13 protein-coding genes are annotated in these 15,820 nt (G+C 71.1%); 10 read left to right on the top strand and 3 right to left on the bottom strand.

Annotated features, from left to right (window positions below):
* Positions 1–5: 5 nt before the first annotated feature.
* Positions 6–1,046 (bottom strand): LacI family DNA-binding transcriptional regulator, encoded by a 1,041-nt coding sequence (locus ACFU9P_RS18730; protein ID WP_384082668.1) that lies wholly within the window; start codon positions 1,044–1,046, stop codon positions 6–8.
* A 386-nt stretch (positions 1,047–1,432) separates the two neighbouring features.
* Between ACFU9P_RS18730 and ACFU9P_RS18725 the strand changes: the two genes are divergently transcribed.
* From ACFU9P_RS18725 to ACFU9P_RS18705, 5 genes are all read left to right on the top strand, one after another.
* Positions 1,433–2,731 (top strand): ABC transporter substrate-binding protein, encoded by a 1,299-nt coding sequence (locus ACFU9P_RS18725; RefSeq protein ID WP_376382452.1) that lies wholly within the window; start codon positions 1,433–1,435, stop codon positions 2,729–2,731.
* A 10-nt stretch (positions 2,732–2,741) separates the two neighbouring features.
* Positions 2,742–3,734: a carbohydrate ABC transporter permease gene (locus ACFU9P_RS18720; protein ID WP_384081983.1), complete on the top strand. Its 993-nt coding sequence runs from the start codon at positions 2,742–2,744 to the stop codon at positions 3,732–3,734.
* A gap of 95 nt (positions 3,735–3,829) precedes the next feature.
* Complete coding sequence (locus tag ACFU9P_RS18715; protein WP_376382490.1) at positions 3,830–4,651, top strand: carbohydrate ABC transporter permease; 822 nt, start codon at positions 3,830–3,832, stop codon at positions 4,649–4,651.
* 36 nt (positions 4,652–4,687) lie between these two features.
* Positions 4,688–6,046: a glycosyl hydrolase gene (locus ACFU9P_RS18710; RefSeq protein ID WP_384081980.1), complete on the top strand. Its 1,359-nt coding sequence runs from the start codon at positions 4,688–4,690 to the stop codon at positions 6,044–6,046.
* A 150-nt stretch (positions 6,047–6,196) separates the two neighbouring features.
* Positions 6,197–9,244, top strand: a complete 3,048-nt coding sequence (locus tag ACFU9P_RS18705) for an alpha-mannosidase (protein WP_384081977.1) — start codon at positions 6,197–6,199, stop codon at positions 9,242–9,244.
* A gap of 70 nt (positions 9,245–9,314) precedes the next feature.
* Here ACFU9P_RS18705 and ACFU9P_RS18700 read toward each other — a convergent pair whose 3' ends face one another.
* The gene (locus ACFU9P_RS18700; RefSeq protein WP_384082664.1) at positions 9,315–9,845 is read right to left on the bottom strand and encodes a hypothetical protein; all 531 of its coding nucleotides are present in this window, start codon (positions 9,843–9,845) and stop codon (positions 9,315–9,317) included.
* A 50-nt stretch (positions 9,846–9,895) separates the two neighbouring features.
* Positions 9,896–11,173, bottom strand: a complete 1,278-nt coding sequence (locus tag ACFU9P_RS18695) for a molybdopterin-dependent oxidoreductase (RefSeq protein ID WP_384081974.1) — start codon at positions 11,171–11,173, stop codon at positions 9,896–9,898.
* 142 nt (positions 11,174–11,315) lie between these two features.
* Between ACFU9P_RS18695 and ACFU9P_RS18690 the strand changes: the two genes are divergently transcribed.
* The 5 genes from ACFU9P_RS18690 (at position 11,316) to ACFU9P_RS18670 (ending at position 15,768) form a co-directional block, all read left to right on the top strand.
* A complete protein-coding gene (locus tag ACFU9P_RS18690; RefSeq protein WP_384081971.1) occupies positions 11,316–12,755 on the top strand; it encodes a hypothetical protein in 1,440 nt (479 codons plus the stop codon).
* Positions 12,756–12,762: 7 nt separating this feature from the next.
* Complete coding sequence (locus tag ACFU9P_RS18685; RefSeq protein ID WP_384081968.1) at positions 12,763–13,923, top strand: molybdopterin-dependent oxidoreductase; 1,161 nt, start codon at positions 12,763–12,765, stop codon at positions 13,921–13,923.
* Complete coding sequence (locus tag ACFU9P_RS18680) at positions 13,920–14,378, top strand: hypothetical protein (protein ID WP_376382465.1); 459 nt, start codon at positions 13,920–13,922, stop codon at positions 14,376–14,378. Before ACFU9P_RS18685 ends, ACFU9P_RS18680 begins: the two co-directional genes overlap by 4 nt.
* A gap of 89 nt (positions 14,379–14,467) precedes the next feature.
* Positions 14,468–14,773 carry a 4a-hydroxytetrahydrobiopterin dehydratase gene (locus ACFU9P_RS18675; RefSeq protein ID WP_376382467.1) on the top strand — a complete coding sequence of 102 codons (306 nt, stop codon included), beginning with the start codon at positions 14,468–14,470 and terminating at the stop codon, positions 14,771–14,773.
* 47 nt (positions 14,774–14,820) lie between these two features.
* Positions 14,821–15,768 carry an AraC family transcriptional regulator gene (locus tag ACFU9P_RS18670; RefSeq protein WP_384081964.1) on the top strand — a complete coding sequence of 316 codons (948 nt, stop codon included), beginning with the start codon at positions 14,821–14,823 and terminating at the stop codon, positions 15,766–15,768.
* Positions 15,769–15,820: the final 52 nt, after the last annotated feature.

Genomic DNA, 15,820 nt, shown 5'->3' with positions numbered 1-15,820 from the left:
GAGTGTCAATGGTCGTGCCGTGAATGATTTCCGGCCAATGCCGGAGCGGTGCTCTCGCGCTCGATCAGCGTGGGAAGCGGTACGTGTACGGTCCGCGCGCCGCCTCCGTCGAGCAGCGCGGCCAGTTCACCCGCCGCGATCCGGCCGAACCCGACCGCGTCGCGGGAGAGCGCGGTGAGCCGGGGCCGTACCAGCCGGCACAGCGCCGAGTCCTCCCAGGAGACCACCGAGACCTCGCGCGGTACGGAGAGTCCGAGCCCCGCCGCCACCGCCGCGCCGGCCGCGGCCATCACATCGTTGTCGTAGACGAGAGCGGTCGGCGCGCCGGCTTCCTCCAGGACCCGGCGCGTCACCTCCGCGCCCTCTGTGTCCGAGTAGTCGGTGGTCAGCGACCGCACCTCGGCCAGACCGCGCCGGTCCGCCTCGAACCGCAGCGAGCGGATGCGCCGCTCGGTGTGCGCGAGCGAGGGAAGCCCCGCGATATGGACGATCCGCCGGTGGCCCAGCTCGTACAGCCGGCCGACGATCGAGGCCATCGCGCCCGCGTCGTCGGCCCGTACCTGCGAGAGGACCGAGTGCGGCCCCGTGTCGCCGTCGGGCAGCGCGCCGATCACCACACCGGGCAGGCCCAGTTCGTCCAGCAGGCCGGGCCGGGGGTCCTCGGTCCTCGGATCCACCACCAGGACACCGTCCACCCGGTGCTCCGCCCACCAGCGCCGGTAGACCGCGCACTCGGCGTCCACGTCTTCCACCACCTGGAGGAGCAGGCCGAGTTGGCGTTCTGAGAGGATCTCCTGGATGCCGGAGATGAGTTGGAGAAAGAACGAGTCCACGCCGAGGGCGGCGGCGGGTCTGGCCAGGACGAGACCGACCGTGGCCGACCCCTCGCCGGACAGCGCGCGGGCGGCGGTGCTGGGCCGCCAGCCCAGCTGCTCGGCCACCCGGCGCACCCGGTCGCGGGTCACCTCGGAGACTCCGGGACGGCCGTTGAGCGCGAAGGAGACGGCGCTCTCCGAGACGCCGGCGCGCTGCGCGATGTCCTTCATGGTCGGGCGGCGGGCCGGGGTGCGCCTGGCCGCCGGAGCGTCCCGCGGAGTGTCTCTGCCCGATGGCCGGTTCTCCGCCACTCCTGTGCTCCTTTTCCCGTACCTTCTGGTTCCCGTACCTTCCGGCCGTACCGGACGAGCCAGGTGGACCCTGGACTAATGCGCTTGAGTCCTCGCATCCTAAAGCGCATTAGTTCTTTCCCACAAGGAAGCTGACCCAACGGCTCTGACCTGCCGTGATATAGGGGATTCCGCTTTTGACGGGCGAATGTGTTGACTTTCCACCGGGCTCATTGCAAGGTCTGCGGGGAAAACGCAGCCGGGCCCGTCGTTCCGGGCCCGGACCGCCGTCCGCACGTCTGATCCGAGCAAAGGAGCCGTTCACCGTGCGCATCTCCCGCAGAGCAGTCGCCATGGCCACTGTTCTCGCCGCCGTCCTGCCGCTGAGCGCCTGTGGTGGTGGGGACACCGGCACCGAGGGGTCCTCCGACGCCTCAGGCCCCATCAAGGGCCAGATCTCCTTCCAGACCTGGAACCTCCAGGCGAACTTCAAGGACTACTTCAACGGGGTCATCAAGGACTTCGAGAAGAAGTACCCCGATACCAAGGTCAGATGGGTGGACCGGCCGGCCGAGGGCTACGCCGACAAGCTCAGCGCGGACGCCGCCGCCGGCACCCTGCCCGATGTCGTCAATGTCTCCCCCGACCAGCTCGCCCCCCTGACGAAGGCCGGGCTCGCACTGAACCTGGACGCGGACAAGACCGCGGCCGCGTTCCGCAAGGAGTATCTGCCGGACGCCTGGAAGAGCCAGCAGATACCGGGCGTGGAGGGCACGTACGGCTTCCCCTGGTACCTCAACACCGGCCCGATGTTCTACAACAAGCGGCTCTTCGAGGAGGCCGGGCTCGACCCCGAGAAGCCGCCGACCACCTACGACGAGGTCTTCGCCGCCGGACTGGAGATGGCCAGGAAGACCGACGGCAAGATCGCCACCCTCGGCCAGGTGCCCACCATCGAGGACTTCGGCCGCTACGGCGTCCAGCTCGTCAACAAGGAGGGCACCGGCTTCGCGTTCAACGACGCCAAGGGCGTCGAGATGCTCACCCGGTACAAGGAACTGTTCGACGCCAAGGCGCTCGACCCGCAGGCGCTCACCGCGAGCCCCGAGTCCACCGGGGCCAAGTTCCTCACCGAGTCCGTGGCCATGAACCCGGGCAGCGCGCTCGACCTGGAGAACTTCAAGAAGCAGGCCCCGACGCTCTACAAGAACATCGGGATCACCGACCAGGTCACCAGCACCGGCAAGGTCAACATGTACGTCATGGGCGTGATGGTCAACGCCAAGACCCAGCAGAAGCCCGCCGCCGTGGCCTTCGCGCACTTCGTCACCGACGCCACCCGCCAGATGTCGTTCGCCAAGGAAGTCGCCATCTTCCCCAGCACCCAGGGCTCCCTGGACGACCCGTACTTCACCAAGGAGGACGGCACCGACGAGACACGCGTACGGATCGCCGCCGCCAAGTCCCTGAAGAACGCGGTCAATTACACCCCGGTCCTGTTCAGCGAGCAGATGAAGACCGAGCTGCGCAACCAGGTGGCCAAGGCGCTCCAGGGCAAGGTCAGCCCCCAGGAGGCGCTCGACCGTGCGGTCGAGGCCTGCGACAAACTGCTGAAGCAGAGCTGAGCCGGAGACTGTGAAAAGCACCACCGCACCCAGGGCATACCCCTCGGACCCCGCCGCGGCGGGACTCGCGCCCCGGAGCCCCGGCTCCGGCCGTGGGCCCCGCCGCGGGCCCGGCAGCGCGCAGGTCCGCGGGATCGGCCGCCAACTTCCCCTCAGCCCCTGGCTGTTCGCCGCGCCCGGCCTGCTCGTCGTCGGCGCGTTCAGCCTCTATCCGTTCCTCAGCACCCTGGTGAACTCCTTCACCGACCGGCGGGCCCTGATCGCGGGCGACTATGTGGGGCTCGCCAACTTCCGTGAGCTGGTCCATGACGAGATGTTCTGGACCGGTCTGCGCAACAGCACCTTGTACGTCGTCTGTGTCGTCCCCGCGCTGGTGATCCTGCCGCTGCTGCTGGCACTGCTCGTCCAGCGGAACATCCCCGGCATCGCCTTCTTCCGCTCCGCCTTCTACACCCCCGTCGTCGCCTCGATCGTGGTGGTCGGGCTGATCTGGGTGTGGATGCTGGACGACCGGGGGCTGGTCAACTCCCTGCTGGAGACCGTGGGGATCGAGAAGATCGGTTTCCTCAGCGACCAGTGGCTGCTGCTGTTCAGCGCGATGGGCGTCACGGTCTGGAAGGGCCTCGGCTACTACATGATCATTTATCTGGCCGCCCTGGCCAACGTACCGCGCGAGCTGCACGAGGCCGCCGCGGTGGACGGGGCGGGGGCCGTACGCCGCTTCGTCACCGTCACCGTACCGGCGGTCCGCTCCACCATGGTCCTGGTCGGGGCGCTGTCCTCGGTCGCCGCCTTCAAGGTGTTCTCCGAGGTCTATCTGATGGCGGGACCCACCGGTGGACCCGCGGGCGAGGACACCACCCTGGTGATGCTCGTCCAGCGCGTCGGTACGGGACTGACCGGCCGGGTTGGCTACGCCTCCGCCATCTCCGTCGTGGTGTTCGTCGTCACGGTCGCGCTGATGCTGCTGGTGCTCCGCGCCGACCGCAAGGAGGACGCGTGACCTTCCCGCCCCCCACAACAACCGCGCCCACCACGACCGCGCCAGGGACGGCGCGTACCGCCGTACGCACCTTCACCGACGGCGACGGGCGGCGGATCGCCCCCTGGCAGCTCGTGGTGCGCTATGTCCTGCTGCTCGCCGTACTGGCCCTGACGGTCGGGCCGTTCGTCTGGCAGCTGTCCACCTCGCTCAAGGGCCCGCAGGAGGACATCTTCAGCTCCCCGCCGACGTTCTTCCCGGGCGATCCGACCCTGGACAACTACGGCCGGGTCGCCGACACCATCCCGGTCTGGGACTACGCGTTCAACTCGCTCAAGGTCGCCCTGGCGAGTGTGGTCACCAACTGCGTGGGCGCCGCGCTGGCCGGCTACGCGCTGGCCAGGATGCGCTACCGGGGGCGCCGGGCCGCGACGCTGGCCTTCATCCTCGCCATGCTCGTACCCGTCGAGGGCATCATCATCGCCCAGTTCACCACCATGCGGGACCTCGGTCTCAACAACAGCCTGCTCGGGGTGCTGCTGCCCGGTTCCATCGGCGCGATGAACGTCCTGCTGATGCGCAACGCCTTCCTGCACCTGCCCGACGAGGTGGAGGAGGCGGCCTATGTGGACGGTGCCAATGTCTGGCAGCGGTTCCTCCTGATCGCCCTGCCCTCGGTCAAGGGCACCCTCGCGGTCGTCGCGGTCTTCGCGTTCATGGGCGCCTGGGACGACTTCCTCTGGCCGCTGATCGTCCTCAGCGACCCGGAGAACTACACCCTGACCGTCGGACTGAACTATCTGCACGGCACATTCGCCAACGACGAACGGCTGGTCGCGGCCGGTACGGTCATCGCCGTACTCCCGCTGATCATCGTCTTCGCCTGCCTCCAGCGGTACTTCTTCCGGGGCGTCGGCGAAGGCGCCGTCAAGGGCTGACGGCACCGCACTCAGAACCAGGACAACGTTGCCAGTATGAGCACTTCCGCACCACCCGCACCCGAGCCGGCATCCGCGCCCGCGCCCGCATGGACACCGGCACCTGCTCCCGCGCCGCGCTTCGGTGTCAACTACACGCCGAGCGAGGGCTGGTTCCACCACTGGCTCGACTTCGATCCCGATGCCGTACGGGCCGACCTCGACTCCATCGCGGGCCTCGGCCTCGACCACATCCGGGTCTTCCCGCTGTGGCCGCTCTTCCAGCCCAACCGGACCCTGATCAGACCGCGGGCCGTCGAGCAGCTCGTCCAGCTCGCCGACCTCGCGGCCGAACGCGGCCTGGACGTCAATGTCGACGGACTCCAGGGGCACTTGTCGAGCTTCGACTTCCTGCCCGCCTGGACCCGGACCTGGCACCGGAGAAACATCTTCACCGACAACGATGTCGTCTCGGCGCAGGCCGAGTATCTGCGGACGCTCGCCGCCGCGCTCGCGGACCGGCCCAACTTCATCGGGATGACGGTCGGCAACGAGATCAACCAGTTCTCCGGGCCGCCGCACCCCGATCCCGACCCCATCACCCCGGAGCAGGCCGCCGGTTGGCTTCGGCGGCTGCTGGCGGCGTGCGAGGAGGGGGCGCCCGGCAGGCTCCATCTGCACGCCGAGTACGACGCCGCCTGGTACCAGGACGGGCACCCCTTCACCCCGGCGCACTCGGCCAGGATCGGGGCCGTCACCGCCGTGCACTCCTGGGTGTTCAACGGCACCGCCCAGCGGTACGGGCGTACCGGCACCGCCACCGAGCACCACGCCGCGTACATGATCGAGCTGTCCAAGGCCTGGGCGCTCGAACCGCACCGGCCGGTCTGGCTCCAGGAGGTGGGCGCCCCGGCGCCGGTGATCCCGGCCGAGCACGCCGCCGCGTTCACCGAGGCGACCGTGGCCAACGCGCTGGACTGCACCGATGTCTGGGGCATCACCTGGTGGTGCTCGCACGACGTCTCGCGCTCGCTCGCCGACTTCCCGGAGCTGGAGTACACCCTCGGACTGCTCACCAACGACCGGCGGGTCAAGCCCGCCGGGGCGTCGCTCGCGCGGATTGTCGAGGAGTGGCGCGGCCGGGAGTACGCCCCGGCGCCCCGTACCACGGCGCTCGTCGTCGACGTCGGCGACTGTGCGGGCGGTACAGACGGTACGGGGGAGAGCGCCGCGGGCGGTGGGAGCGCGCCCACACGGGCCACCTGCGGTCCCGGCGGAGCGTTCTTCGAGGCCTTCGCACGGCTGACCGAGCAGGGGGTCCGTCCGACTGCGGTTCTTGCGGGCCGGGCCGAGGACAAGGAGCATCTGGCGGGGCGCGGTATCACCGAGGTCGTCCGCCCGGACGAGATCGGCTGATCCCGCGCGCCACCGCAGCCCCGCCCGAAGACCGACCTCGGAGCCTCCGGCCCCGACCGAATCGCACAGCCCGACCGCCCCACCCGCCCGGCCAGCCGTACCCCGCACCCGCACCCACCGCACCCTCACGCACCCCAGGAGCGTCCCCTCATGCACGACGACCGCAGCCTGGTCGAAGGCCGCCTCAAGCGGGTCCTCGACGAGCGCATCCGGCCCGCCGTATACCCCGAATCCGTACCGCTGGACATCGCCGTCTGGCACGCGCCGGGCGAGCCCGTACCGGTCGAGGAGGGCCTCGCCGGCCCCGTCGTACCGATCGCGGCCGGCGACCGCTGGGGCGCCCCCTGGGGCACGAGCTGGTTCCGGGTCTCCGGCACCGTCCCCGAGCGGTGGGCCGGCCGCACCGTGGAGGCCCTGCTCGATCTCGGCTTCGACGAGAACATGCCCGGATTCCAGTGCGAGGGCCTGGTCTACCGGCCCGACGGCTCCCCGGTGAAGGGCCTCAACCCGCGCAACCAGTGGGTACGGATCGGCGCGCCCGTCGTGGGCGGCGAAGAGGTCCTGCTGCACATCGAGGCCGCCTCCAACCCGGTGATCCTCGACTACCACCCCTTCCTGCCGACCCCGCTCGGCGACAAGGAGACCGCGGGCACCGAACCGCAGTACACCCTCGCCCGGATGGATCTCGCGGTCTTCGACGAGACCGTCTGGCAGCTCGTCCAGGACCTGGAGGTGCTCGGCGAGCTGATGGCCGAGCTGCCCGTCGACGGCGCCCGCCGCTGGGAGATCCTGCGCGCGATCAGCCGCGCCCTGGACGCGGTCGACCTCCAGGACGTCAACGGCACCGCGGCCGCCGCCCGGGAGCGGCTCGCCGGGGTGCTGGCCACCCCCGCGCCCGCGACCTCGCACCGCGTCAGCGCGGTCGGCCACGCGCACATCGACTCGGCCTGGCTGTGGCCGCTGCGCGAGACCGTACGCAAGGTGGCCCGTACGACGGCCAATATGACGGCCCTGCTGGAGGACGAGCCCGAGTTCGTCTTCGCGATGTCGCAGGCGCAGCAGTTCGCCTGGATCAAGGAGCACCGGCCCGAGGTCTACGCCAAGGTCAAGAAGGCCGTGGCGGAGGGCCGGTTCGTACCGGCGGGCGGCATGTGGGTCGAGTCCGACACCAATATGCCGGGCTCCGAGGCCATGGCCCGCCAGTTCGTGCACGGAAAGCGCTTCTTCCTCGACGAGTTCGGCATCGAGAACGACGAGGCGTGGCTGCCCGACACCTTCGGCTTCGCCGCGGGACTGCCGCAGATCATCAAGGCCGCGGGCTCCAAGTGGCTGCTCACCCAGAAGATTTCCTGGAGCAAGATCAACAGCTTCCCGCACCACACCTTCACCTGGGAGGGCATCGACGGGACACGGATCTTCACCCACTTCCCGCCCGTCGACACCTACAACTGCTCCATGACGGGCGCTCAGATCGCGCACGCCGCACGGAACTTCAAGGAGAAGGGGGTCGCCAGGCACTCCCTCGCGCCGACCGGCTGGGGCGACGGAGGCGGCGGCACCACCCGCGAGATGATCGCCAAGGCCGCCCGGCTGCGCAGCCTCGAAGGCTCCGCCACCGTCGAGTGGGAGACCCCCGGCGCCTTCTTCGCCAAGGCCGAGGCCGAGCACACGAACCCGCCGGTCTGGGTCGGCGAGCTGTATCTGGAGCTGCACCGGGCCACCCTCACCAGCCAGGCGAAGACCAAGCAGGGCAACCGCCGCAGCGAGCACCTGCTGCGCGAGGCCGAGCTGTGGGCCGCCACCGCCGCCGTACGGACCGGGGCCCCGTACCCGTACGAGCAGCTCGACCGGATCTGGAAGACGGTCCTGCTCCACCAGTTCCACGACATCCTGCCCGGCTCGTCCATCGCCTGGGTGCACCGCGAGGCCGCGAAGACCTACGCGGCCGTCGCCGAGGAGCTGACGGGCATCATCGGCACCGCGCAGCGCGCCCTCGCCGGTGACCCGGCGGGCACCAGGACCCTGCTCTTCAACGCCGCGCCGCACACCCGCGGCGGTGTCGCGGCGGGCGCGGCGGGCGCGGCCACCGGGGGCGGCACCGCCGAGCTGCTGCCGCGCGAGGACGGCGGCTATGTCCTCAGCAACGGCCTGCTGGAGGTCGAGATCGACGGCCGCGGTCTGGTCGTGTCGGTGTACGACATCAGCGCCGAGCGGGAGACCGTGGCCCCCGGCGAGGCCGCCAATCTGCTCCAGATCCACCCCGACTTCCCCAACCAGTGGGACGCCTGGGACGTCGACGAGTTCTACCGGAACACCGTCACCGACCTCACGGATCTCGACTCGATCGGCCCGGCGGGGGAGGCGGGGGCCGCGGCCGTGCGCGTCATCCGCTCCTTCGGCGCGTCGAAGGTCACCCAGGTACTGACCCTCGCGCCGGGCGCCAAGCGGCTCGACATCGACACCGAGGTCGACTGGCACGAGACCGAGAAGTTCCTCAAGGCCGCCTTCCCGCTCGACGTGCACGCCGAGCGGTACGCCTCGGAGACCCAGTTCGGACATGTCCACCGGGCCACCCACACCAACACGAGCTGGGAAGCCGCCAAGTTCGAGGCGTGCAACCACCGTTTCGTCCATCTGGAGGAGCCGGGCTGGGGCGTCGCGCTGGTCAACGACTCGACGTACGGCCACGACGTGACCCGTACGGTCCGCGCCTCCGACTCCGGTACGACCACCACCGTCCGGGTCTCGCTGCTGCGCGCGCCCCGCTTCCCCGACCCGGAGACGGACCAGGGGGTGCACCGCTTCCGGCACGCCCTGGCGCCCGGCGCGGCCATCGGCGACGCCGTCCGCGAGGGCTACCGGATCAATCTGCCGGAGCGCCGGATCACCGGGGACACCGATGTGGCACCGCTGGTCACCGTTGACAACGACGCGGTGGTCGTCAGCGCGGTGAAGCTGGCCGACGACGGGAGCGGCGATGTGGTCGTACGGCTCTACGAGTCGGCCGGCGGCCGGGCCAAGGCGCGCGTCGGTATCGGCTTCGAGGCCACCGGGCTCACCGTGACCGACCTGCTGGAGCGCCCGCTGCGGGAGGCCGGAGGCGCGGAGGGCCGGGAGCGGCCTGAGCTGACTGACGGCGAGGTACGGCTGTCGCTCCGCCCGTTCGAACTGGTCACCCTGCGGTTCGCCCGGGGCTGACGGCTGACACACCGCTGACCCGCCCGGCCCCACCGGCCGGGCGGGCACGGCTCACCCAGGGCTCACCCGCTCACTCGGCGCGGGCCCGCCGCCGGTCCGTGTACAGCCGCGCCACCAGCCAGACGGCGGACACTACGAACAGCGCGGCCGTGATCAGCAGCCAGCGCCCCAGGAACACCTCGATGCTGAGCCGGGTGGCGTCCTCGTACGGCCGGGAGGCGCGCAGCACCAGCGGCCAGTACACCAGCAGCAACAGCAGCGAGAGAAACGCCGGGACGCGCAGATGGTTCACCCCGGGCCCGTGCTCCCCGCGCGCATCACGGCCCGACGGCTCACGACCCGACCGGTCACGGCCCGACCGCAGCGCGGCCTCCGCGCCCCGGTCGCCGAGCGAGTACAGCGGTACGAGCACCAGGTCGTGCAGCACCGCCGCCCCCACGAACCAGATCAGGATCAACAGCCAGTCGCCGCTCAGCAGTCTGATCCCGGCATAGGCGCAGAGCGCGAACGAGGCCAGCAGAAGCAGGAGTTGCAGCGGCGACTCCCCGTACAGCCGCCGGAAGCGCTCCCCGGCCCCGAGCCGCCGCCGGTAGAGACGCATCGCCCGCCACCTCTTGGCGCCCTCGTGGATCAGACGGGCCATGGCGCGGATCAGACGGGCCATGACGACTCCCCGAAGCTCAGCCGCCGCACCCACTTGGTGTTCATCACACCCGGCGCCCCCGGCACGATGACCCGCGCCGGATGTCCGTGATCCGGCGACAGCACCGCCCCGTTGACCCGCAGCGCGAGCAGCGAGCGGTGGTCACGGACCTGGTTGTCGCGGAGCGCGACCGCACGGAACGAGCCGTGCCGCTGCGCCGACTCGACGTACACCGCCGGTGGCGCGTGCCCCAGCCCGACCAGCGCGGCGAGATCGACGAGCCGTACGCCCTCCCACCGCTGGTCCGAGGTGGACCAGCCCTCCACACAGGCGATCGGCAGATCGGCGCGGTGCTGGGGGAGCCGTTCGAGCTGCTCCCTGGTCAGTACGGTCTCCCGGCCACCGCCCCGTACGGTCAGCCGCCAGTCCGGACCGATGTCCCGCGCGCGGATCCCGGTGGCCCGCACCCCCTTGTTGATCTGGAAGCCGTTCGGTCCCGGGCCGGGAGTGCGGCCGTGCGGGGCGAGCAGCGCCGTACCGCGCACCGGCCCGCCGATGCTCTGCCCGACCGTCACCACGAAGAGCGCCACCGAGCCGAGCCCCACCATCCCGAGCGCACCCCGCCGCGACACGGTCGGCGGTGCGGGCGTCCGGGAGACCAGGCCCGTCGTGTCCGGCGGCTCCGGCACGGTCCGGGCGAGCGGGGTCCGCAGCTCGGCCCGGAAGTTCCGGCCGCGCAGCGCCCGTACCGTACGCGGCAGCCTGAGCGCCACGTGCGCGACGAACGCGCCGATGAACACCCACGCCCCGTAGAAGTGCAGCGGATAGAACGAGCCGGGAAAGATGTAGTTCAACTGGATATTGAGGATTCCGGTGGCGAACTCGAAGAGTCCGCCCCCGACGAGCAGCAGCAGCGACAGCCGGTCCAGCGCATGGCCCAACGAACGCACCGGAGGCCGCACGAAGAGCTTCGGCGCGACCGACCACAGCTTCGCGAGCAGGACCGGTACGAGCACCACCCCGAGCGTCACATGCACGCCCTGGGTGACGCGGTAGAGCCAGTACGGATCGGTCGGCCAGGCGAAGAGATAGAAGCCGAGCACCCCCTTGTCCGGTGTCTTGTCGTTGACGGGGGCGAGATCCGGGTTGTACGCGGTGTACGAGACCAGACCGGTGAGGAAGAGGAGGGGGATGCCGGCCAGCAGTGCCACGGCGAAGACCGAGGTCAGCCAGGGGCCGCGCAGCGGGCTGCGCCAGGAGGGGATGAATCGGGCAGGGACCTTCATATCGGTGACCGTAGGACGAGGTGCGCGCCGGTCCCGGCTGCGACATAGCTTCTCCGGGGTGTGTCCCGGATGGATCTGACGGTTCGGTGACATGGGCCGGCGGCTGCCCCGTACGGCGTGATCACGCGCCTACCGTGACGGCGTGACCCTGCTTCCGCACCCCGACTCGCACCCCGGCGCACCGACCGGCACCGCGGCCCCCGACGCCCCCGCCCGCCCGTCGTCCCCCGCGTCCGCCGGCCGCCGCCGCGATCTGCTGGCCGCCGGAGCGGGCGTACTGCTCTATCTCGTCGCCTCCGTGGCCGGCGCCCTGATCGAGCGTTACGACGGCACCCTCCATGTCTCCTGGGCGCCCCTGCTGGCCGAGTGGAGGCCGCACCTCGGCCCCGGAACCGTCCCCGCGCTGCTCGTCGCCGCCCTGGTCGTCGTGTACGGGCCGGGCCTGGCCGCCCGGCTGTCCTGGCGTCGGCTCGTCTGGGGGAGCTGGGCCGTCTCGATGGCCTGGATCTGGTCGCTGGCGCTGGTGGACGGCTGGCAGCGGGGCGTGGCGGACCGGCTGACCACCCGGCACGAATACCTGAGCGCCGTCGACCGGTTCCAGGACATCCCCGCCACCCTGCGCGACTTCACCCACCACATCCTGATGTACGCGCCGGACCCCTGGCCGACGCATATCGCGGGCCACCCGCCGGCCGCCGTGCTGACCTTCGTCGGGCTCGACCGGATCGGCCTCGGCGGCGGGGCCTGGGCCTCGGCGTTCTGCGTCACCACCGGCGCGACGACGGCCGCCGCCGTCCTGGTCACGATGCGCGCGCTGGGCGCCGAGCGGGCCGCGCGCGCCGCCGCGCCCTTTCTGGTCCTCGCCCCGGCCGCCGTCTGGATCGGCGCGTCCGCCGACGGCTACTTCGCGGCCGTCGCCGCCTGGGCCCTCGCCCTGCTGACGCTCGCGGCGACCCGCACCGTACGGGCGCCCTGGGCAGCCGCACTGGGCGCCGGGCTGCTCCTCGGCCTGGCCGCGTACCTCTCGTACGGACTGACGCTCATGGCGGTCCCGGCGGTGGCGGTGCTCCTGATCGCCCGTACGGCCCGGCCGCTGCTGTTCACCCTGCTGGGGTTCGCGGCGGTCACGGCGGTGTTCCTGCTGGCCGGGTTCCGGTGGTGGGAGGCGTACGAGCTGCTGGTGGAGCGCTACTACCAGGGGGTCGCCCGGGAACGTCCGTACGGCTACTGGGTGTGGGCCAATCTCTCCACCCTTGTCGTCACCGCGGGGCTCGCTTCCTTTGCCGGGCTGGGGCGCGCCGTGCGGCGGCTGCGCCGAGGAAGGAAGCCCGGCGAGGACGGCGGTGCGGACAGCGGTGCGGACGGGCGGTTCGTGCTGCTGGTGGGGGCCGTTCTGCTGGCGCTGCTGATCGCCGATCTGTCCGGGATGAGCAAGGCCGAGACCGAGCGCATCTGGCTGCCGTTCGCCCTGTGGCTGCCGGCGCTCGCCGCGCTGCTGCCCGCACGGGACCACCGGGGCTGGCTGGCCGCGGGGGCCGGGACGGCCCTGCTGGTCAACCATCTGCTGCTGACGAACTGGTGAGGACGCAATGCCGGTGAATTTCCCGCCCCGTTTCCGGGGCCGCTTGCACGATCCCCGTACCGCCACCGTGGTGGGACGGCTTCTCGGACCGGCGATTCTGGTCTGCTTTCTCACCGGGGTGTTCAGCCATTACCTCCAGGAGCCGCCCGCATGGCTCGCCGGGCATCTCCCGACCCGGCCCATATCCGGATACCGCGTCACCCAAGGCCTTCATGTCATCAGCGGTATTGCGGCCATTCCGCTTTTGCTGGTGAAAATGTGGACGGTCTATCCGCGCCTTTTCATCCGGCCCCCGGTGCGTTCCGTACTCCACGCCCTGGAGCGGGCGTCCATAGCGATACTCGTGGCGGCCACGCTGCTCGAAGTGTTCATGGGGCTGCTCAACACCGTGCAGTGGTATCCCTGGCCCTTTTCCTTCCGGCAGGTCCACTGGTCGCTCGCCTGGGTCATCATCGGTTCGCTGCTGCTCCATCTCGCGGTGAAAGCACCGGTGATCGCCGCGCATTGGCGTCGTAGGGCCGCGGTGGATCCGGGTGGGGACGAACCGGGCGGGGCCGGAGCCGGTCTCGACGCGGACCGTATGGACCGGCGGTCGCTGCTGTTCGGGCTCGCCGCCTCGGTCGGCGCCGTCACCCTCGTATCGGCCGGCCAGTCCGTCACCCCGCTCAAGGACCTGGCGCTGCTCGCCCCGCGCGACCCCGACACCGGCCCCCAGGGCCTGCCCGTCAACCGCACGTTCGCCGCTGCCGGAATCACCCCCGACGACCTGCGTTCCTGGCGGCTCCGGGTGGACGGCCCGGAACCGTACGAACTGACCCTGGCCGAACTGCGCGCGATGCCCCAGCACCGGGTCGAACTGCCCATCGCCTGTGTGGAGGGCTGGTCGAAGTCGGCGCACTGGGAAGGCGTCCGTATCAAGGACCTGCTGGCGCGCGCGGGCCTGCCCGGGGGAGCGCCGCTGCGGATCGTCTCCTTGCAGCGCCAGGGCGGTTACGGAGTCACCGAGATGGACCGCGCCTACACCCGTGACGGGCTCACCCTGCTGGCCCTGCGCCTCAACGGCGCGGTCCTCGCACCCGACCACGGCTATCCGGCGCGGATCATCGCGCCCAACCGGCCCGGCGCGCTCCAGACGAAGTGGGTCACCCGGCTGGAGGTCCTGGCATGAGCACCACGCATATCACGAGGCCGAGGGGCGCCGCCGGTTTCGCGCGGACCGTCCTGGGAGCCGTGGGCGTACTCGCCCTGGGCTTCGGCGGCTGGCAACTCCTCGACGGTGCAGGCCCCGGGGGTCTGGCCGAGGTCGTCCTCTGGCTCGCCGGAGCCGTCGTCCTGCACGACGGGGTCCTGGTCCCGCTGGTCCTCGCGGCCGGGCTGCTCATCGCGGGAATCCGGCTCCGCCCGGTGCTGCGCGCCGGACTGCTCACGGCGGGCTGTCTGACCCTGCTCGCGCTGCCCTTGCTGCTGCGCCCCGGGAAACCGGGCAATCCGTCCGTACTCCCGCACGACTATCCGCTGAACTGGGCGATCGTGGTGGGAAGTACGGCCGCGGCCACGCTTCTGGCCATCGGGTTCATCGCTCTGGCCGGCGGGCTCAGGAGGCGCGCGAGGACGGATCGCTGACCGCCGTGGCACGGCGGCCCGGCAACCCCCGCCGTACGACGTATCGTCGGCCGGGTCCGCCGCCCGTACCCGGAAGGAGCCCCCGCCCCATGGCCACCCCACCGCTGTCGCAGCAGGAGATCGAGGACCGGCTGCGCGACCTCCCCGGCTGGTCCCTGACGGAGAGTCGTATCGCCCGCGCCTTCCGCCTCGGCAGCCACTTCGCCGCCACCGCCATGGTCGTCCATATCGCCCGGATCCAGGAGGAGTTGAACCACCACTCCGATCTGACGCTCGGCTACAACACCGTCGCTCTCGCCGTCCACACCCATGACGCCGGAGGCGCCGTCACCGAGAAGGACTTCGCGCTCGCGCGGCGTGTCGAGGAGATTGCCCCGGCACACGGCGCGAACTGATCGGTGCGGCGACGGGTCCGCTCTCCGGTGCATTTACGCTGGTGACCATGGACGTACTCGCCGGACTCCTCGACGGACCGCGGGCCCGGGGGGCTTTTCTGCTGCGCATGGTGATGGAGCCGCCGTGGTCCGTCCGGATCGAGGACCGCGCCCCGCTCTGTCTGATGTGCGTCACCCGCGGCGAGGCGTGGATCGTGCCCGACGGCGGCGGGGAACCGGTGCTGCTGCGCCCCGGGGCCGTGGCGGTCGCCCGCGGCCCCGAGCCGTACACCACCGCGGACAGCCCCGGGACCGCGCCCCGCGCGCTGATCGGGCCCGGCGGTGTCTGCCACACCCTGGAGGGCGAGCCGCTCGCCCAGTCCATGCGGCTGGGCGTACGGACCTGGGGCAACGCCTCCGACGGCGGTACGACCGTCCTCATCGGTACGTACCAGATGGACGGCGAGGTCAGCAGACGGCTGCTGGACGCCCTGCCCTCCCTGATCCAGCTCCCCGCCACCGCCTCCAACAGCCCGCTGATGACAGTCCTCGACGAGGAGATCTCCCGGGACGAACCGGGACAGAGCGTCGTGCTCGACCGGGTGCTGGACCTGATGCTGATAGGTGTGCTCCGGGCGTGGTTCTCGCGGCCGGACGCGGAGGCCCCCGGCTGGTACCGCGCCATGGCCGACCCGGCCGTCGGCAATGCCCTGCGGCTGCTCCAGAGCGAACCGGCCCGCCCCTGGACGGTCGCCGAACTCGCCGCCGCCTGCGGAGTCTCCCGCGCCGGGCTCGCGCGCCGGTTCACCGAACTGGTCGGGGAGCCCCCGATGGCGTATCTCACCGGCTGGCGGCTCGCGCTCGCCGCCGATCTGCTGCGCGGGACGGACGCGACGGTCGAGTCGGTGGCCAGGAAGGTCGGCTACAGCGGCTCGTTCGCCCTGAGCGCGGCCTTCAAGCGGGTGCGGGGAGTCAGCCCGCAGGAATACCGCGCGGGCGCGGCGGCGGGCTCGTAACACCGTACGGGCGCGGCGGCGGGCTCGTACACCGTCCGCCGCCGCCGGACCC

The organism is Streptomyces sp. NPDC057617, from assembly GCF_042800555.1.
Taxonomy (GTDB): domain Bacteria; phylum Actinomycetota; class Actinomycetes; order Streptomycetales; family Streptomycetaceae; genus Streptomyces.
Note: the sequence above shows the minus strand (reverse complement) of the source record. Positions and strands in the feature narration are given on the sequence as shown.